16 protein-coding genes are annotated in these 18715 nt (G+C 64.7%); 12 read left to right on the top strand and 4 right to left on the bottom strand.

What is annotated here, in order from left to right; genetic code table 11:
* Positions 1-37: 37 nt before the first annotated feature.
* On the bottom strand, positions 38-526 hold the full coding sequence (gene smpB / locus COW1_RS04925) for an SsrA-binding protein SmpB (protein ID WP_201345600.1): 489 nt from the start codon (positions 524-526) through the stop codon (positions 38-40).
* Positions 527-644: 118 nt separating this feature from the next.
* Between smpB and COW1_RS04920 the strand changes: the two genes are divergently transcribed.
* From COW1_RS04920 to COW1_RS04910, 3 genes are read left to right on the top strand one after another with little or no spacing between them, the layout of a single operon-like run.
* Positions 645-2021, top strand: a complete 1377-nt coding sequence (locus COW1_RS04920; protein ID WP_201345599.1) for a sodium-dependent transporter — start codon at positions 645-647, stop codon at positions 2019-2021.
* Positions 2022-2045: 24 nt separating this feature from the next.
* The gene (locus tag COW1_RS04915) at positions 2046-2489 is read left to right on the top strand and encodes a type II toxin-antitoxin system RatA family toxin (RefSeq protein ID WP_096366198.1); all 444 of its coding nucleotides are present in this window, start codon (positions 2046-2048) and stop codon (positions 2487-2489) included.
* Positions 2476-2805, top strand: coding sequence for an RnfH family protein (locus COW1_RS04910; RefSeq protein WP_096366199.1), 330 nt, complete (start codon positions 2476-2478; stop codon positions 2803-2805). Before COW1_RS04915 ends, COW1_RS04910 begins: the two co-directional genes overlap by 14 nt.
* 263 nt (positions 2806-3068) lie before the next feature.
* On the opposite strand, the gene COW1_RS04905 is transcribed toward COW1_RS04910, so the two are convergent.
* Positions 3069-3506, bottom strand: a complete 438-nt coding sequence (locus COW1_RS04905) for an outer membrane protein assembly factor BamE (RefSeq protein ID WP_157745530.1) — start codon at positions 3504-3506, stop codon at positions 3069-3071.
* A gap of 124 nt (positions 3507-3630) precedes the next feature.
* On the opposite strand from COW1_RS04905, the gene fur reads away from it, so the two are divergent.
* On the top strand, positions 3631-4047 hold the full coding sequence (gene fur / locus COW1_RS04900; protein ID WP_096366201.1) for a ferric iron uptake transcriptional regulator: 417 nt from the start codon (positions 3631-3633) through the stop codon (positions 4045-4047).
* Positions 4048-4155: 108 nt separating this feature from the next.
* On the opposite strand, the gene recN is transcribed toward fur, so the two are convergent.
* Together recN and COW1_RS04890 are read right to left on the bottom strand one after the other, a co-directional pair.
* A complete protein-coding gene (gene recN, locus COW1_RS04895) occupies positions 4156-5874 on the bottom strand; it encodes a DNA repair protein RecN (RefSeq protein ID WP_201345598.1) in 1719 nt (572 codons plus the stop codon).
* Between the two features lie 142 nt (positions 5875-6016).
* On the bottom strand, positions 6017-6892 hold the full coding sequence (locus COW1_RS04890) for an NAD(+) kinase (protein ID WP_096366202.1): 876 nt from the start codon (positions 6890-6892) through the stop codon (positions 6017-6019).
* Between the two features lie 207 nt (positions 6893-7099).
* Here COW1_RS04890 and hrcA point away from each other — a divergent pair, with 207 nt between their 5' ends.
* From hrcA to greA, 8 genes are all read left to right on the top strand, one after another.
* Positions 7100-8158, top strand: a complete 1059-nt coding sequence (hrcA, locus tag COW1_RS04885; RefSeq protein ID WP_096366203.1) for a heat-inducible transcriptional repressor HrcA — start codon at positions 7100-7102, stop codon at positions 8156-8158.
* A 190-nt stretch (positions 8159-8348) separates the two neighbouring features.
* Positions 8349-8951, top strand: coding sequence for a nucleotide exchange factor GrpE (gene grpE, locus COW1_RS04880; RefSeq protein WP_096366204.1), 603 nt, complete (start codon positions 8349-8351; stop codon positions 8949-8951).
* 89 nt (positions 8952-9040) lie between these two features.
* On the top strand, positions 9041-10978 hold the full coding sequence (dnaK, locus tag COW1_RS04875; protein ID WP_096366205.1) for a molecular chaperone DnaK: 1938 nt from the start codon (positions 9041-9043) through the stop codon (positions 10976-10978).
* Between the two features lie 257 nt (positions 10979-11235).
* Entirely contained in the window at positions 11236-12387 is a 1152-nt protein-coding gene (gene dnaJ, locus COW1_RS04870) for a molecular chaperone DnaJ (RefSeq protein ID WP_096366206.1), read from the top strand.
* 162 nt (positions 12388-12549) lie between these two features.
* Positions 12550-13359, top strand: a complete 810-nt coding sequence (gene dapB, locus COW1_RS04865) for a 4-hydroxy-tetrahydrodipicolinate reductase (RefSeq protein WP_201345597.1) — start codon at positions 12550-12552, stop codon at positions 13357-13359.
* Between the two features lie 309 nt (positions 13360-13668).
* Positions 13669-14811, top strand: coding sequence for a glutamine-hydrolyzing carbamoyl-phosphate synthase small subunit (gene carA, locus COW1_RS04860; protein WP_096366208.1), 1143 nt, complete (start codon positions 13669-13671; stop codon positions 14809-14811).
* Positions 14812-15001: 190 nt separating this feature from the next.
* Positions 15002-18229 carry a carbamoyl-phosphate synthase large subunit gene (carB, locus tag COW1_RS04855; protein ID WP_201345596.1) on the top strand — a complete coding sequence of 1076 codons (3228 nt, stop codon included), beginning with the start codon at positions 15002-15004 and terminating at the stop codon, positions 18227-18229.
* Complete coding sequence (gene greA / locus COW1_RS04850; RefSeq protein WP_096366210.1) at positions 18226-18702, top strand: transcription elongation factor GreA; 477 nt, start codon at positions 18226-18228, stop codon at positions 18700-18702. The genes carB and greA overlap by 4 nt, the downstream gene beginning before the upstream one ends.
* Positions 18703-18715 lie beyond the last annotated feature (13 nt).

Here is an 18715-nt window from a genome sequence, read left to right as displayed (position 1 = left end):
TCAGAACATAAGACAGGGGTTTGCCGGGAAAGTTCCCTTACCTGGCACCGGATTTCATGATCCGCTGCTTCTCCCGGGCCCAGTCGCGCTCCTTGATGGCGGCGCGCTTGTCGTGGGCCTTCTTGCCCTTGGCCAGGCCGATCTCCAGCTTGGCCCGGCCGCGCTTCCAGTACATGGCCAGCGGTATCAGGGCGTAGCCCTTGCGCTCCACGGCGCCGATCAGCTTGTCCAGTTCCTCGCGGTGCAGCAGCAGCTTGCGGGTGCGGGTGGGATCCGGATGGATGTGGGTGGAGGCGGTCAGCAGCGGGGTGATCAGGCAGCCGAAGAGAAAGGCCTCGCCGTCCTTGACGATGACATAGCTCTCGGTCAGCTGCACCTTGCCGGCACGCAGGCTCTTCACCTCCCAGCCCTCCAGGGCCAGGCCGGCCTCGAAGCGCTCCTCGATGTGATAGTCGTGGCGCGCCTTCTTGTTCAGGGCGATGGTGCTGCTGCCGCTGCCTGTTTTGTTGGATTTACTCTTGGCCATGACGCGCATTATACGGGCAGGCGCGGGCGCCGGCCATGAGAATCATAGCCCGGTCTATTGTGTAAGCGGCCGTTTTTCCGGACAATTGCCGGAAACAATACATCCAAGGGGGAAGTCCATGCCTGCACGCCGTACGTCGATCCACGGAGAGTGGTCATCGCGCCTGGCCTTCATTCTGGCCGCGACCGGTTCGGCAGTGGGACTGGGCAACATCTGGCGCTTCCCCTACGTGACCGGCGAGAGCGGCGGCGGTGCCTTCGTGATCCTCTATCTGGTCTGCGTGGCCGCCATCGGCCTGCCGGTGATGATGGCCGAAATCATGCTGGGCCGGCGCGGCCGCCAGAGCCCGATCAACACCATGCGTACCCTGGCCCGGGAAGAGGGGCGCAGCCCGGCCTGGCAGTACGTGGGCTGGCTGGGCATGGCGGCGGGTTTCCTGATCCTGTCCTTCTACAGCGTGATCGCCGGCTGGACTCTGGCCTATGCGCTGCGCTCCGTCAGCGGCGTGTTCAACGGGGCGACCGCGGAGGGTGTGGCGGCCATCTTCGAAGAATTCATCAGCGATCCCGAGCGGCTGCTGGCCTGGCATACCATCTTCATGGTGATGACCACCATCGTGGTCTCGCGCGGGGTGAAAAGCGGCCTGGAGCAGGCGGTGCGCTACCTGATGCCGGCGCTGTTCGTGCTGCTGGTGGTGATGGTCGGCTATGCCATGAACACCGGCCAGTTCGAGCAGGCGGTGAACTACCTGTTCACGCCCGATTTCAGCAAGATCACCAGCGGCGTGGTACTGAACGCCATGGGCCAGGCCTTCTTCAGCCTCAGCCTGGGCATGGGCGCGATCATGATCTACGGCTCCTACCTCTCGCACACAGCCTCCATCCCGCGCACGGCGGCCATCATTGCCCTGATGGACACCCTGGTGGCGATCCTGGCCGGGCTGGCCATCTTCCCGCTGGTGTTCGAGTACGGACTCGCGCCCTCGGCCGGGCCGGGGCTGATCTTCCAGACCCTGCCCATCGCCTTTGGCCAGATGCCGGGCGGAGCGCTGGTCGGTTTCCTGTTCTTCGTGCTGCTGGTGTTCGCGGCCTGGACCTCGGCCATCTCCCTGGTCGAGCCGGTGGTGGCCTGGCTGGTGGAGAACCGCGGCATGCAGCGGGTCAAGGCCGCGGCGCTGACCGGACTGATGGCCTGGCTGTGCGGCATCCTGGCGCTGCTGTCACTCAACCTGTGGTCGGGCGATGCGCGCTTCACCTTCTTCGGCAAGGGCTTCCTGGATCTGTTCGACTGGGTGACCTCCAATGTGATGCTGCCATTGGGCGGGCTGCTGATCTCGGTGTTCGCGGCCTGGATCATGACCCGCGAGTCCAGCCGCGGCGAACTGGGTCTGGCCAACGGCATGGGCTATACCCTGTGGCGGGTGCTGGTGCGCTATGTCACACCGGTGGCGATCGGACTGATTCTGCTGAACAAAACAGGTATCCTTACACCCTGAGCACAAGCAGATTCAGCCGTTCGCATGACAACCTCCATTCAACGCAGTGCCCTGGTGCCCTATACCCCGGCCGAGATGTTCGCCCTGGTCAGCGATATCGACACCTATGCCGATTTCCTGCCCTGGTGCAGCGCCTCGCGGGTGCTGGAGCGTCCGGACGAGGACCAGCTCAAGGCCCGGGTCGAGATCAGCAAAGGCGGCCTCCACAAGGCCTTCACCACCCATAACCGCCACCAGCAGGACAAGTGCATCGAGATGCGGCTGGTGGAGGGCCCGTTCAAGCGTCTGGAGGGGTTCTGGCAGTTCGACCCCATGGGTGAGACCGCCTGCAAGGTGTCGCTGGACCTGGAGTTCGAGTTCGCCAACCGGATGCTGTCGATGATGGTGGGGCCGGTGTTCAACCAGATCGCCAATACCCTGGTGGATGCCTTCCATGAACGCGCACGGCAGGTCTATGGAAAGCGCTGACCGCATCCAGGTGGAGGTGGCCTATGCCCGCCCGGACCAGCAGGTGATTCTGCCGCTGGAGGTGGCGCGCGGGACCACGCTGCGCCAGGCCATCGAGCAGTCCGGCATCCTGGAACAGTTCCCCGAGATCGACCTGGAACAGCAGCAGCTGGGTATTTTCGGCAAGCTCAACAAGCCGGACACCGAACTGCGCGAGGGCGACCGGGTGGAGATCTACCGATCGCTGATCGCCGATCCCAAGGAGGTGCGCAAACAGCGCGCGGCGGCGGGCAAGAAGATGAAGAAGGGCGGCGGGGATCTGGACAAGGAAGGGTGATTTTCATATCCCCTGACCCTGGCCTTCTCCCGCCAGGGGAGGTGGGATGGAAGTTCGCAGACCGGGCTAAGCGCAGCGTTCCAGGCAATCCCGGTGGCTGCCGGAAACGGGCCTGGCGGTCCTCATTCCAGCCTGCGACCTATCCACCGTCATTCCCGCGCAGGCGGGAATCCATGGGCCGCGGCGGTTTCCGGGTCCCGGCCTGCGCCGGGATGACGGTGTTATACCCTTGAGCAGGCGCCATCAGGACTTCGCCTGTTTTGCTAGCGCGGCAGTTCGTCGTCCTGGCTGAAGGTGATCCACTGCCACAGGCGCGACAGCAGCCCGCGCGGCTTGCGCTGCTGCGGCGGTACCGTGACCGTGGTGCTCTGCGGCGGTTCGGCGCCGGGGGCATCGGGATCCGGCCGCAGGTCGCCGGTGATCTCGCTCAACCGGTCGTTCTCGAACCGCAGGCTCACGTGGTAGCTCTCGCGTTCACCCCGACCCGGCTGCATCCAGTAGACATAATCCCAGCGGTCGGCGTGGAAGGTGTCGTCGACCATCGGCGTGCCCAGGATCAGCTGGACCTGGCGCTTGTCCATGCCCGGCTCCAGCCGGTTCAGGTCGTACTGTTCGACCACGTTGCCCTGCTGGACGTCGACGCGGTGCACGAACGGCAGGCGCTCGACGCCGGCGCAGCCACTGATCAGCAGGCTTGTCAAAACGGTTGAAGAAATGAGAAGCTTTCGCATAAGTATCAAAAATACCGGTCACGTCTGGGCGTTGTGCGCGGCATGATAACCCAATTGTGGCGGCGATTCACGGACACGGCATGAGGACAGCCAGGTGGAATCACAGGATCTGCGCAAAGTCGGTTTGAAGGTCACCCTGCCCAGGATGAAGATCCTGGAAATTCTGGAACAGAACGAGCAGCGTCACCTCAGTGCCGAGGATGTCTACAAGGCCCTGCTGGAGGCCGGAGAGGATATCGGCCTGGCCACGGTCTACCGGGTTCTGACCCAGTTCGAGACCGCCGGCCTGGTCACGCGCCATCACTTCGAGGGCGGGCATTCGGTGTTCGAGTTGTCCCAGGGCGAGCATCATGACCATATCCTGTGCGTCAAATGCGGCCGGGTGGACGAGTTCGTCGACGAGGTCATCGAGGAACGCCAGCACAAGATCGCCGAGAAGGCCGGTTACGAAATGACCGACCACAGCCTGTACATCTACGGGGTGTGCGAGAAGTGCCGCAAGGAGGGCTAAACTCCTTGCTCCCTCGTCATTGCGAGCAACGCGAAGCAATCTCCTAACGGTGGCGGTAGCCCGAACGAGATTGCCACGGCGCTTCGCGCCTCGCAATGACGAGGATTGTTATTTCCGCTGCGCCGTTTTCTTCTTTCCCTTCTTTTTCTTCGCTTCTCCCTGCTGCGCCCGCGCGATCATCTCCTCGGCGTGCCGGCGGGTGGAATCGGTGATCTCCATCCCCCCCAGCATGCGGGCGATCTCGTCGCTGCGCTCGGTGTCGCTGAGCGCACGGATGCGGGTGCGGGTGCTGTCGTCGCCGGTGAGCTTGTGCACCTGGTAGTGCTGGTGGGCCTGGGCGGCGACCTGCGGCAGATGGGTCACGCACAGCACCTGGCTGCGTTCGCCCAGGCCGCGCAGCTGGCGGCCCACCACCTCTGCAATGGCGCCGCCGATGCCGCTGTCGACCTCATCGAATACCAGCGTGGGGGTCGTGGCGGCATCCTTGGCCACCACCTGGATGGCGAGGCTGATGCGGGAGAGTTCGCCGCCTGAAGCGACCCTGGCCAGGGCTTGCGGCGGCTGGCCCGGGTTGGCGCTGACCCGGAACTCGATCCGGTCCAGGCCATGTCGGGTCGGCTGCTCGTCCTCGAGCGCTTCGACCTGCACCTCGAAGCGCCCACCCGGCATGCCCAGTTCCTGCATCCCCTCGGTAATGGCCCGGCCCAGATCGGCGGCCGCCTTGCGCCGCTGCCTGCGCACCCCCAGGGCCTGCTCGCGCCAGGCCTGCTCCAGTGCGGTGATTTCCTGTGCCATGGCGTCGCGGTTCTGGTCGGCCTGTTCCAGGCGGGCCAGTTCGGTGCGGGTATCCTCCAGCAGCTGTGGCAGCGCCGCCGGCTCGATCCGGTGCTTGCGTGCCAGCTGCTGCAGGGCGGCGATGCGGCTCTCCAGATACTGCAGCCGCTCCGGGTCCAGCTCCAGCCGGTCCAGGAAGCGGCGCAGTTCGTCGGCCGCCTCGCGTGTCTGGACCTGAGCCGTGCCCAGCAGTTCCAGTACGCCTTTCAGCCGGTCATCGACGGTCTCGAAGCGTTCCAGCGCATCCACGCCCTGGCTGAGCAGGCCGTCGGCGCTGAGTTCGTCGTCATAGAGCCAGCCCAGGGTCTGGTTGCAGCGTTCGATCAGTTCGCCGGCATGCGCCAGGCGCCGGTGCTCGGCCTCGATCGCCTCCCACTCGCCGGGGGCGGGCGCCAGGCGTTCGAGCTCATCGAGGTGGAAGCGCAGCAGGTCCAGCCGATCGTCGCGCTGACGGGCGGCGTCCTGCAGTTCATCCAGGGCCTGTCTGCGCTCGCGCCACTGGCGGTAGGCCGCGGCCAGCCGACTGATGGCGTCGGTGTGGCCGGCGTAGCTGTCCAGCAGCCTGCGCTGGGTGTCGCGCTGCATGAGCGACTGGTGTTCGTGCTGGCCGTGGATATCGACCAGACGGTCGCCGATGGCCCTGAGTTGCTGTACCGGCACCGGGCTGCCGTTGATATAGGCGCGCGAGCGGCCCTCGCGCAGAATCACCCGGCGCAGCTGGCATTCGCCGCCGGCGGCGAGATCCATTTCCTCCAGCGTCTGCTGGAGTGCAGGCAGGGCGCCGAGGTCGAACAGCACCGCCACCTCGGCCCGGTCGCAGCCGTGGCGGATGACGCCGGTGTCGGCACGGTCGCCCAGTGCCAGGCCCAGGGCGTCGATCAGGATGGACTTGCCCGCACCGGTCTCGCCGGTCAGCACGGTCATGCCGGCACGGAAATCGAGTTCCAGTTCGTCGACGATGACAAAGTCGCGGATGTGGATGTGGGTCAGCATAGGCGTCACAGAAGAGTGCTCAGCGTTCGTCATTGCGAGCGCAGCGCGGCAATCCCTTTACGTCGGCTGTAACGTCTGGAGATTGCTTCGTCACTTTGTTCCTCGCAATGACGTGATTCTTTCACTGGGTGATTGCAAACACTCACGAATGCACGCCCCAGCCGAACTTGCGCTGCAGGATGCCGAAATAATCATAGCCCGGCGTATGGATCAGGCGCAGCTGGTGTTCGTGTCGGCATACCCGTACCCGATCGCCTGGCATCAGGGTGAAATTGACCTGGCCGTCGCAGGTGACCTGGGCCTGGGTATCGTCCCCGTGCAGACCGATATCGATGATGGCGGCATCGTCGATGACAATGGGGCGGTTGTTCAGGCTGTGCGGACAGATGGGCACCAGACCGAAGGCATCCAGCCGCGGGTGCAGGATGGGCCCGCCGCCGGACAGGGCATAGGCGGTCGATCCGGTGGGGGTGCACACGATCAGACCATCGGCGCGCTGGGTGCTGAGCAGGTTGCCGTCGATGTGCACCTCCAGTTCGATCATGCGGGCGATATCCCACTTGTGCACCACCACGTCGTTCAGTGCATCGCTTGCGTTAACCACCTGGTCCCCGCGCAGGACGCGGGCATGCAGCAGGGTGCGGGATTCCTCGCGGTACTGGCCGCTGAGGATCCGGTCCAGATCATCCGTCATGTCCTCGGGCAGGATGTCGGTCATGAAGCCCAGCCGTCCCAGGTTGATGCCGATCAGGGCCACGCCGGCCGGGGCCAGGTCGCGGGCGGCGTTGAGCATGGTGCCGTCGCCCCCGACCACGATGGCCAGGTCGCAGGCGCCGGCCAGGGCCGGGCGCTCCAGCAGCGGCAGGTCGCCGGTGTCGATGCGTTCGCGCATGTCGGCCTCCAGCAGGATCTCCAGCCCGCGTCCGCGCAGGTAGGTGATGAGCCGGTGCAGGGTGTCGCGCACCCGCGGGTCGCCGGTTTTGCTGATCAGGCCGATCCGGGAAAATTCGTTGTGCATTGCTTCCCCCTTGAATGCTGGCGACAGTAGCACGAGCACCCCGCCAGCGGCAATGCTCGCCGGCGCCAACATCCTAATCATGTTGAAATTTTCGCCATTGTCCCGGCTTGACCCGGGCGCAGCGGGTTGCTAGCCTGTCAAGGACTTAGCACTCCTTTTCATTGAGTGCTAAGATCGAATCCAACCCTAGCCACCCCCTGACCACACATGAGCAGGCAGCCTCCCACCGAGTTGATGAACGAACGCGCCCAGCACCTGCTGCGGGTGCTGATCGACCGTTATATCCGTGAGGGTGAGCCGGTCGGCTCGCGTACCCTGGCGCGGGACTCGCGTCTGGACCTGAGTCCGGCCACGGTGCGCAACGTCATGTCCGACCTGGAGGAGATGGGCTTCGTTGCCGCACCGCATACCTCGGCCGGCCGCATCCCGACGGTGCAGGGCTACCGCCTGTTCGTCGACAGCCTGCTCAACATCCAGCCGCTGGACTCGGTGCAGGTCGAGCAGCTGCGCCAGGAACTGTGGGCCGAGGAGACCGATTCCGGGCGCCTGATCGAGACCGCCTCCAACCTGCTCTCGGACATCACCCGGATGGCCGGGGTGGTGACCCTGCCGCGGCGCGAGCACGTCGCGCTGCGGCGGATCGACTTCCTGCCGCTGTCGCAGAACCGGATCCTGGTGATCCTGGTGATCAACGAGAAGGAGGTCCAGAACCGCATCATCCAGACCGAGCGCACCTTCAGCGCCTCGGAACTGGAGACCATTTCCAATTTCCTCAATGCCCACTTCGCCGGCAAGGACATCCACGCAGTGCGCACCCACCTGATCGACGAGATGCAGCAGGCGCGCCAGGACATGAACGACCTGATGATGTCGGTGGTCTCGGTGGCCGAAAAGGTGTTCTCCGGCGAGGACAGCGACGAGGAGGACTATGTCCTGGCCGGCCAGACCAACCTGATGCAGTTCCGCGAGCTGTCCGACGTGGAGAAGCTGCGCGAGTTGTTCGAGGCCTTCAACCGCAAACGTGACATCCTGCACCTGCTGGATAAGTGCATCTGCGCCAACGGGGTGCAGCTGTTCATCGGTGAGGAGTCCGGTTACCAGGTGCTGGACGAGTGCAGCCTGGTGACCGCCCCCTATTCGGTCGAGGGCGAGGTCATCGGGGTGCTGGGCGTGATCGGGCCCACCCGCATGGCCTACGACCGCATCATCCCCATCGTCGACGCCACCGCCCGTCTCCTGGGCGCGGCCTTGAATTCCAGGAACTGATCCCCAAATAGGACGCAAAGCCCGCGCAGCGAGGCATTTTGCCCCTCCCTTGTGTGAGTACCCGAGGGGCATAGAAGGGCTGCGCTGAGGGGCCCGCAGTTTCGGCAGACGGCGTGGCTGTCGTCGGCATCCTAATTTAATGTAGAATTTCACGAATATTATTTAACAATCTGAATTACGGAGATTATTTATGTCCGACCAGGAGAAGGTGACGACCGAGGCCAATGCGGACGCAGGCGACGAGGAGGCACCTGCGGCCGCGGCGCCGGGCGACGCCGGGGCCCGGCCCGAGGAGATGCAGGCCCTGCTCGAGGATGCCCGCAACAAGGCCGACGAACACTGGAATCAGTGCATCCGCCTGCAGGCCGAACTGGACAACCTGCGCAAGCGCGCCGAGCGCGACGTGGCCAATGCCCACAAGTTCGCCCTGGAGAAATTCGCCAACGACCTGCTGCCGGTCAGGGACAGCCTGGAGATGGGTATAGCCGCCGCCGGCGAGGGCAACGAGGTCGACCCGGTCAAGCTGAGGGAGGGTTCCGAGCTCACCCTGAAGATGCTGGCCGACAGCATGGCCCGGTTCGGGATCCAGCAGATCGATCCCCAGGGCCAGAAGTTCAATCCCGAATACCACGAGGCCATGTCGATGCAGGAACGCAGCGATGTCGAGCCCAACACCGTGGTCACCGTCATCCAGAAGGGCTACACCCTCAACGACCGGCTGATCCGCCCGGCCATGGTGATGGTGTCGCGGGCCCCGGCCCAGGATTCGCCGCAAATCGATGAACGTGCTTGAAACGACGGGAATCGCCCACATCTAGTGGGGCATACATCGGATAACTGAGCAATCAGGGAACACAGACAAGATCCATTTGGAGAACAGCTATGGGAAAAATCATCGGAATCGATCTGGGCACCACCAACTCCTGCGTGGCGGTGATGGAGGGCGGCAAGGCCCGCGTCATCGAGAACAGCGAGGGTGACCGCACCACGCCGTCCATTGTCGCCTATGCCGAGGACGGCGAGGTCCTGGTCGGCCAGGCGGCCAAACGCCAGGCGGTGACCAACCCGACCAATACCCTGTTCGCCATCAAGCGCCTGATCGGCCGCCGCTTCCAGGACGACGAGGTCCAGAAGGACATCGATCTGGTCCCCTACAAGATCATGAAGGCCGACAACGGCGACGCCTGGGTCGAGGTCAAGGGCAAGAAGATGGCCCCGCCCGAGGTTTCCGCGCGCGTGCTGCAGAAGATGAAGAAGACCGCCGAGGACTACCTGGGCGAAGCCGTGACCGAGGCAGTCATCACCGTGCCGGCCTATTTCAATGATTCCCAGCGCCAGGCCACCAAGGACGCCGGCAAGATCGCCGGTCTGGAGGTCAAGCGCATCATCAACGAGCCGACCGCGGCCGCGCTGGCCTATGGCATGGACAAGGCCCAGGGCGATCGCAAGATCGCGGTCTACGACCTGGGCGGCGGCACCTTCGATATCTCCATCATCGAGATCGCCGACGTCGATGGCGAGCACCAGTTCGAGGTGCTGTCCACCAACGGCGACACCTTCCTCGGCGGCGAGGACTTCGACAAGCGCCTGATCGACTACCTGGCCGAGCAGTTCAAGAAGGACAGCGGCATCGACCTGCGCGGCGACGCGTTGGCCATGCAGCGTCTCAAGGAGGCCGCCGAGAAGGCCAAGATCGAACTGTCTTCCAGCCAGCAGACCGACATCAACCTGCCGTACATCACGGCGGATGCCTCGGGACCCAAGCACCTCAACGTCAAGGTGACCCGGGCCAAGTTCGAGTCGCTGGTCGAGGATCTGATCGCCCGCACCATCGAGCCGTGCAGGAAGGCACTGCAGGATGCCGGCGAGTCGGTCGGCGATATCAATGACGTCATCCTGGTCGGCGGCATGACCCGCATGCCCAAGGTGCAGGAGGCGGTGAAGGACTTCTTCGGCAAGGAGCCGCGCAAGGACGTCAACCCGGACGAGGCCGTGGCCGTGGGCGCGGCCATCCAGGGCGGCGTGCTGGGCGGCGAGGTCAAGGACGTGCTGCTGCTCGACGTCACCCCGCTGTCGCTGGGCATCGAGACCCTGGGCGGCGTGATGACCAAGCTGATCGAGCGCAACACCACCATCCCGACCAAGGCCACGCAGGTGTTCTCCACCGCCGACGACAACCAGACCGCGGTGACCGTGCACGTGCTGCAGGGCGAGCGTGACCGCGCCGCCGACAACAAGTCGCTGGGCCGCTTCGACCTGAGCGACATCCCGCCGGCGCCGCGCGGCGTGCCGCAGATCGAGGTCGCCTTCGACATCGACGCCAACGGCATCCTCAACGTCTCGGCCAAGGACAAGGGCACCGGTAAGGAACAGAACATCGTCATCAAGGCCTCCAGCGGTCTCAACGACGACGAGATCGACCGCATGGTCAAGGACGCCGAGGCGCACAAGGAAGAGGACCGCAGGTTCCACGAGATGGTCGATGCCCGCAACCAGGCCGACAACATGATCCATGCGACCCGCAAGTCGCTGAAGGATCTCGGCGACAAGGTCACGGACGAGGAGAAGACCGAGGTCGAGAACGCGATCAAGGCGGTCGAGGAGGTCATGAACGGCGACGACAAGGAGGCCATCGAGCAGAAGACCGCCGCACTGGCCGAGGTCTCTGGTAAACTCGCTCAGCGTGTCTACCAGGAGCAGGGCGGTCAGGCCGGCGCGGCCGGCGCCGAGGCCGCGGGCGAGCAGGCCCAGGGCGGCGCTGAGTCCGGCGACGATGTGGTCGACGCCGAGTTCGAAGAGGTCAAGGAAGACAACAAGTAATCCCCGGGTTAAGGGGTAATGGGACTGGAGAGTCGAGACCTTGGTTGTGTCGGCTCACCGGTCCCGTTTGTGTTTGTTTCCCCGAGAGGGGATGCTGAAATATTCGGGTTTTGCATTATGAGTGACAGCCACGACTTTCCGGCCGTCATTCCGGCGCAGGCCGGAATCCAGGTGCTGCAGCGATTACTGGAACCCGGCCTGCGTCGGGGTGACAGGGATTTTCTGTTCCCGGACTCCAAACTTCGAGTCTCTGAATAATGGCAAAAAAAGATTTCTACGAAATTCTGGGTGTGCAGAAGAACGCCAGCGAGGCCGATATCAAGAAGGCCTATCGGCGCATGGCCCAGAAGTTTCATCCCGATCGCAATCCCGACGACGAGGAGGCGCTGAATCGCTTCAAGGAGGTCAAGGAGGCCTACGAGGTTCTGAGCGATGCACGCAAGCGTGCCGCCTATGACCAGTTCGGCCACGCCGGCGTCGATCCCAACATGGGCGGCGGTGCGGGCGGCGGCTTCGGCGGCGGCGGTGCCTCCTTCTCCGATATCTTCGGCGACGTGTTCGGCGACATCTTCGGCGGCGGCGCCGGTCGCGGCCCCGGCGGCCAGCGGGTCTACCGCGGCGCCGACCTGCGCTACAACCTGGATCTGACCCTGGAGGAGGCCGTCGCCGGCACCACGGTCAAGATCCGGGTGCCGGCCATGGTCGGCTGCACGGTGTGCGGCGGCAACGGGGCCAAGCCGGGCAGCAAGCCCGAGACCTGCACCACCTGCGGCGGCGTCGGCCAGGTGCGCATGCAGCAGGGCTTCTTCTCGGTGCAGCAGACCTGCCCGCGCTGTCACGGCAGCGGCTCCATCGTCAGCGACCCCTGCACCGCCTGCCAGGGCCACGGCCGGGTGCAGGAGAACAAGACCCTGTCGGTGAAGGTGCCGCCCGGTGTCGACACCGGCGACCGCATCCGCCTGGCCGGCGAGGGCGAGGCCGGGGAGAACGGGGGGCCGCCCGGCGATCTGTATGTCCAGATCCGGGTCAAGGAACATCCCATCTTCACCCGTGACGACAACCACCTGTTCTGCGAGGTGCCGATCCCGTTCGTCACCGCGGCGCTGGGCGGTGAACTCGAGGTGCCGACCCTGGAAGGCAAGGTCAAGCTCAAGATCCCGACCGAGACTCAGTCCGGCAAGCTGTTCCGGCTGCGCGGCAAGGGCGTGAAGCCGGTACGCGGCGGTCCCGTGGGCGATCTGATGTGCCGGGTTATGGTGGAGACACCGGTCAATCTCAACGAAAAGCAGAAGCAGATGCTGCGCGATTTCGAGTCCACCATGGACGAGAAGGGCGACAGCCACCACAACCCGCAGTCGCACTCCTGGCTGGACGGGGTGAAGAAGTTCTTCGAGGGCATCAAACTGTAAGTTGTCATTGCGAGCGCATGCGAAGCAATCTCTGAAATCAACCGCGGCGGTAGCGTCGCGAGATTGCTTCGCCTGACCCATAGAAACCCTTCGGGTTTCATCATGGGTACCCCACCCTTCGGGTCTGGGCATCGCAACTGACGGAAGGATCCAGGTGGTTAAATGACAACAAGAATCGCAATCGCCGGCGCCGCCGGCCGCATGGGCCGGCACCTGATCGAGTCCGCCCACAACACCGAAGGCACGCAGCCCACGGTCGCCCTGGAGGCGCCCGGCCACGCCAGCCTGGGCTCGGATGCCGGCGTGCTGGCCGGCGTCGGTGAACTCGGGGTGAACGTGACCGACGACCTGGTCGCGCAGGCGGAGCGCTTCGATGTCCTGATCGACTTCACCATTCCCGAGGCGACCCTGGCCAATGTCCGTGCCTGCCGCGCGGCCGGCCGGGCCATCGTCATCGGCACCACCGGCCTGAGCGATGATCAGAAATCCGAACTGGCCGGGGCCGCCCGGGACATCCCCGTTGTCTTCGCCCCCAACATGAGCGTCGGGGTGAATCTCTGTCTCAAGCTGCTGGACCTGGCCGCCCGGGTGCTGGGCGATACGGTCGACATCGAGGTCATCGAGGCCCATCACCGACACAAGATCGACGCCCCCTCCGGCACCGCCCTGCGCATGGGGGAGGTGGTGGCCGAAGCATTGGGGCGGGATCTGAAGGAATGCGCCGTCTACGGCCGCGAGGGCCGCACCGGCGAGCGCGACCGCCGCACCATCGGCTTCGAGACCATCCGCGCCGGCGACATCGTCGGCGAGCACACTGTCATGTTCGCGGGCGAAGGCGAACGGGTGGAGATCACCCACAAGGCCTCCAGCCGCATGACCTTCGCCAGCGGTGCGGTGCGCGCCGCGGCCTGGCTGGCCGACCGCCCGGCCGGGCTGTACGACATGCAGGACGTGCTGGGATTGAAGGACTGAGTTCCGTTCAGTGATGGGAACGCAGAGGACGCAGAGACGCTAAGGCGCAGAGTTGTTATATTTTTTTTCAAGATCTTTGCGCCTCTGTGCCTCTGCGTCCTCTGCGTGCATCCCGCCACTGTCCGCACACCACACCGGGGCGGGAAATAACCCCACTCGATTAGACAGTTGAGAGGGCATCGGCTAAAATGTGGTCTCAATTCCAGCCGGCTGTTCTGGTCCGGTGACTGCAACACGAAATGATTGCCAGCGGGAGGCTCGGGGAGTGCTCCCGCTTTCCATATCCACGCCACAGGAACGGAGGCTTCCTTGAGGAAACCCGCCATACTGGTTCTCGAAGACGGCAGTGTCTTCCGGGGCGAATCCATTGGCGCCGACGGCCAGACCGTGGGCGAGGTGGTCTTCAACACCGCCATGACCGGCTATCAGGAAATCCTGACCGACCCTTCCTATTCCCGCCAGATCGTCACGCTGACCTATCCCCACATCGGCAACACCGGGATCAATGACGAGGACGAGGAATCGGCGCGCATCCAGAGCGCCGGGCTGGTGGTGCGCGACCTGCCGACCCGCTACAGCAACTGGCGTGCGCAGCGCTCACTGGGCGATTATCTGCGTGAGAGCGGCGTGGTCGGCATCGCCGACATCGACACCCGGCGACTGACCCGCATCCTGCGCGAGAAGGGCGCCCAGAACGGCTGCATCATCGCCGGTGACCAGCCCGACGAGGCCGCCGCCCTGGAGGCGGCGAAGGGCTTCCCGGGGCTGAAGGGGATGGACCTGGCGCGCGAGGTCACCACTGCCGAGCGCTACGAATGGGCCCAGGGCACCTGGAGCCTGGAGGACGGTCTGCCGGCCCCGGCCGCGGATCTGCCGCATCATGTGGTGGCCTATGATTTCGGCGTCAAGCGCAACATCCTGCGCATGCTGGCCGACCGCGGCTGCCGCCTGACGGTGGTGCCGGCGCAGACCCCGGCCGCCGAGGTGATGGCGCTCAAGCCCGACGGCGTGTTCCTGTCCAACGGCCCCGGTGATCCCGAGCCCTGCGACTATGCCATCGGCGCCATCCGCGAGCTGCTCGACGCCGATGTGCCGCTGTTCGGCATCTGCCTCGGCCACCAGCTGCTGGCCCTGGCCAGCGGGGCGAAGACGACCAAGATGAAGTTCGGCCACCACGGCGCCAATCATCCGGTGCAGGATCTCGAGGCCGGTACGGTCATGATCAGCAGCCAGAACCACGGCTTCGCGGTCGACGACCAGACCCTGCCGGACAATCTCAAGGCGACCCATCGCTCCCTGTTCGACGGCAGCCTGCAGGGCATCCAGCGCACCGACAAGCCGGCGTTCAGTTTCCAGGGCCACCCGGAGGCCAGTCCCGGCCCGCACGACGTTGCTCCACTGTTCGATCATTTCATTGAACTGATTGAATCGAACCGCCAAGGCGCCAAGTGATTACACAACGGTCAGGAATATTGGCTATTGCACCAAAGACGCCGTCATCCCCGCGCAGGCGGGGATCCAGTAACCGCGGCGGTATATGGATTCCCGCCTGCGCGGGAATGACGCTGCGCCGGCTGACGAACACGATTTTTAACCCTATATGTCCTTGGCGTACTTGGCGCCTTGGCGGTTGATTTGAACTATGCCCAAACGTACCGACATAGAAAGCATTCTCATCCTCGGCGCCGGCCCCATCGTGATCGGCCAGGCCTGCGAGTTCGACTACTCCGGGGCCCAGGCCTGCAAGGCCCTGCGCGAGGAGGGCTACCGGGTCATCCTGGTCAATTCCAATCCGGCCACCATCATGACCGACCCGGAGATGTCCGGTGCCACCTACATCGAGGCGGTGGACTGGCGCACGGTGGAGAAGATCATCGAAAAGGAGCGTCCGGACGCCCTGCTGCCCACCATGGGCGGGCAGACGGCGCTCAACTGCGCCCTGGACCTGGACCGCGAAGGCATCCTGGAGAAGTACGGCGTGGAGATGATCGGCGCCAGCAAGGACGCCATCGACAAGGCCGAGGACCGCGACCGCTTCCGTCAGGCCATGCGCAGAATCGGCCTGGACTTCCCGACCTCGGAGATGGCCCACAGCATGGAAGAGGCCATGCAGGTGCAGGAGAAGATCGGCTTCCCGACCATCATCCGGCCCTCCTTCACCCTGGGCGGCAGCGGCGGCGGCATCGCCTACAACAAGGAAGAGTTCATTGAGATCTGCGAGCGCGGCCTGGATCTGTCCCCGACCAACGAGCTGCTGATCGAGGAATCCGCGCTCGGCTGGAAGGAATACGAGATGGAGGTGGTGCGGGACAGGAAGGACAACTGCATCATCGTCTGCTCAATCGAGAATCTGGATCCCATGGGCATCCATACCGGCGACTCCATCACCGTCGCCCCGGCGCAGACGCTCACCGACAAGGAATACCAGATCATGCGCGACGCCTCCCTGGCGGTGCTGCGCGAGATCGGGGTGGAGACCGGCGGCTCCAATGTGCAGTTCGCCATCAATCCCGACAACGGCCGCATGATCATCATCGAGATGAATCCGCGCGTGTCGCGCTCCTCGGCGCTGGCCTCCAAGGCGACCGGCTTCCCCATCGCCAAGGTCGCCGCCAAGCTGGCCGTGGGCTACACCCTGGACGAACTGCAGAACGAGATCACCGGCGGCGCGACCCCGGCCTCGTTCGAGCCGTCCATCGACTATGTGGTGACCAAGATCCCGCGCTTCACCTTCGAGAAGTTTCCCCAGGCCCAGGCCTATCTCACCACCCAGATGAAGTCGGTGGGCGAGGTCATGGCCATCGGGCGCAACTTCCAGGAGTCGTTCCAGAAGGCGTTGCGCGGCCTGGAGACCGGCATCGACGGCCTGAGCGAGAAACTCGATCTGGCGCACGAGGACACCAAGGACAGGCTGCGCAGCGAACTCAAGCAGCCCGGTCCGGAACGCATCCTGTACCTGGGCGACGCCTTCCGCTTCGGCATGTCGCTGGACGAGGTGCATGAATACACCGCCATCGATCCCTGGTTCCTGGAGCAGATCGAGGAGATCATTCAGCTGGAAGCGATGGTGCAGGACAAGGGCATCGACGGCCTCGACCGCGATACCCTGTGGCGGCTCAAGCGCAAGGGCTTCGCCGACAGCCGGCTGGCGCATCTGGCCCGGGTGAAGGAATCCGCGGTGCGCGAACTGCGCCACCAGCACGGTCTGCGCCCGGCGTTCAAGCGGGTGGATACCTGCGCCGCCGAGTTCGCCACCGGCACCGCCTACATGTACTCCACCTACGAGGAGGAGTGCGAGGCCGAGCCGACGGACAGGAAGAAGATCATGGTGCTGGGCGGCGGCCCCAACCGCATCGGCCAGGGCATCGAGTTCGACTACTGCTGCGTGCACGCCGCCTTCGCCATGCGCGAGGACGGCTACGAGACCATCATGGTCAACTGCAACCCGGAGACGGTCTCCACCGACTACGACACCTCTGACCGGCTGTACTTCGAGCCGCTGACCCTGGAGGACGTGCTGGAGATCATCGAGAAGGAGCAGCCCGAGGGCGTGATCGTGCAGTACGGCGGCCAGACGCCGCTCAAGCTGGCGCGCGACCTGGAAGCAGCCGGCGCGCCCATCATCGGCACCTCGCCGGATTCCATCGATCTGGCCGAGGACCGTGAGCGCTTCCAGGACATGATCAACCGGCTCGGCCTCAAGCAGCCGCCCAACCGCACCGCGCGCACCGAGGAAGAGGCGCTCCGGCTGGCTGCCGAGATCGGCTATCCGCTGGTGGTGCGCCCGTCCTACGTACTGGGCGGCCGGGCCATGGAGATCGTCTATCAGGAGGAGGACCTGGCCCGCTATATGAACGACGCGGTCAAGGTCTCCAACGACTCCCCCGTGCTGCTGGACCGCTTCCTGGACGATGCCGTGGAGGTGGACGTGGACGCCATCTGCGACGGCAAGGATGTGCTCATCGGCGGCATCATGGAACACATCGAGCAGGCCGGCGTGCACTCGGGCGACTCCGCCTGTTCGCTGCCGCCCTATACCCTGAGCCTGGAAGCCCAGGAGCGCATGCGCGAACAGGTCGCAGCCATGGCGCGCGAGCTGAAGGTGATCGGCCTGATGAACACCCAGTTCGCCATCAAGGGCGAGGAGATCTACATCATCGAGGTCAATCCGCGCGCCTCGCGCACCGTGCCCTATGTCTCCAAGGTCACCGGCAGGCCGCTGGCCAAGATCGCCGCCCGCTGCATGGCCGGCCGCTCGCTGGCCGATCAGGACGCGCTGGTGGAGACCGTGCCGACCTATTTCTCGGTCAAGGAGGCGGTGTTCCCCTTCATCAAGTTCCCGGGCGTGGATCCGATCCTCGGCCCGGAGATGAAGTCCACCGGCGAGGTCATGGGTGTGGGCCGCACCTTCGGCGCGGCCTTCGGCCGGGCCCAGCTCGGCGCCGGCGTGGTGCTGCCGCGCAGCGGCAAGATCTTCATCAGTGTGCGCGATACCGACAAGCCCGACGTGGTGGCGCTCGCCAGGGGCTTCGCCGACAAGGGCTTCTCCCTGGTGGCCACCCGCGGTACGGCCCGCGAGATCACCGCCGCCGGCATCAACTGCGAGATCGTCAACAAGGTGATCGAGGGCCGGCCGCACATCGTGGACATGATCAAGAATGACCAGATCAGCTACGTGGTCAACACCACCGAGGGCAAGCAGGCCATCGCCGACTCCTTTACCATCCGCCGCACGGCGTTGCATCATAAGGTGCATGTCAGCACGACCATGGCCCATGCCGAGGCCATCGTCATGGCGTTGGACGCCATCGACAATGCCGAGGTCAACCGGCTGCAGGATCTGCACAGGGAACTGGGGATGATCGAATGAGCAAGGTGCCACTGACCAAACGCGGTGCCGAGAAGCTGCGTGAGGAACTCAAGCAACTCAAGAACGTGGAGCGCCCCCGGGTGATCGAGGCCATCGCCGAGGCGCGTTCGCACGGTGACCTCAAGGAGAACGCCGAGTATCACGCCGCGCGCGAGCAGCAGAGTTTCATCGAGGGCCGGATCAAGGAGATCGAGGGCAAGCTCAGCCACGCCCAGGTGATCGATGTCACCAGCATGGAAAATACCGGCAAGGTGATCTTCGGTACCACCGTGGACCTGGCCGACGAGGACAGCGGCGAGGAATTCTCCTACCGGATCGTCGGCGAGGACGAGGCCGACATCAAGTCCGGTCTGCTGTCGGTCAATTCGCCCATCGCCCGGGCACTGATCGGCAAGCAGGAAGGCGATGTGGTCACCGTCTCCACCCCCGGCGGCGAGCGCAACTACGAGATCCTCGAAGTGCGGTATGTCTGAGATCTAGTGCGGC

Source organism: Thiohalobacter sp. COW1 (assembly GCF_016629505.1).
GTDB lineage: Bacteria > Pseudomonadota > Gammaproteobacteria > Thiohalobacterales > Thiohalobacteraceae > Thiohalobacter > Thiohalobacter thiocyanaticus_A.
Note: the sequence above shows the minus strand (reverse complement) of the source record. Positions and strands in the feature narration are given on the sequence as shown.

What these genes read in the sequence shown, in the direction of transcription:
- smpB (WP_201345600.1), bottom strand. Translation starts at nt 526, where the DNA reads ATGGCCAAGAGTAAATCCAACAAAACAGGCAGCGGCAGCAGCACCATC.
- COW1_RS04920 (WP_201345599.1), top strand. Translation starts at nt 645, where the DNA reads ATGCCTGCACGCCGTACGTCGATCCACGGAGAGTGGTCATCGCGCCTG.
- COW1_RS04915 (WP_096366198.1), top strand. Translation starts at nt 2,046, where the DNA reads ATGACAACCTCCATTCAACGCAGTGCCCTGGTGCCCTATACCCCGGCC.
- COW1_RS04910 (WP_096366199.1), top strand. Translation starts at nt 2,476, where the DNA reads ATGGAAAGCGCTGACCGCATCCAGGTGGAGGTGGCCTATGCCCGCCCG.
- recN (WP_201345598.1), bottom strand. Translation starts at nt 5,874, where the DNA reads ATGCTGACCCACATCCACATCCGCGACTTTGTCATCGTCGACGAACTG.
- COW1_RS04890 (WP_096366202.1), bottom strand. Translation starts at nt 6,892, where the DNA reads ATGCACAACGAATTTTCCCGGATCGGCCTGATCAGCAAAACCGGCGAC.
- hrcA (WP_096366203.1), top strand. Translation starts at nt 7,100, where the DNA reads ATGAGCAGGCAGCCTCCCACCGAGTTGATGAACGAACGCGCCCAGCAC.
- grpE (WP_096366204.1), top strand. Translation starts at nt 8,349, where the DNA reads ATGTCCGACCAGGAGAAGGTGACGACCGAGGCCAATGCGGACGCAGGC.
- dnaK (WP_096366205.1), top strand. Translation starts at nt 9,041, where the DNA reads ATGGGAAAAATCATCGGAATCGATCTGGGCACCACCAACTCCTGCGTG.
- dnaJ (WP_096366206.1), top strand. Translation starts at nt 11,236, where the DNA reads ATGGCAAAAAAAGATTTCTACGAAATTCTGGGTGTGCAGAAGAACGCC.
- dapB (WP_201345597.1), top strand. Translation starts at nt 12,550, where the DNA reads ATGACAACAAGAATCGCAATCGCCGGCGCCGCCGGCCGCATGGGCCGG.
- carB (WP_201345596.1), top strand. Translation starts at nt 15,002, where the DNA reads ATGCCCAAACGTACCGACATAGAAAGCATTCTCATCCTCGGCGCCGGC.
- greA (WP_096366210.1), top strand. Translation starts at nt 18,226, where the DNA reads ATGAGCAAGGTGCCACTGACCAAACGCGGTGCCGAGAAGCTGCGTGAG.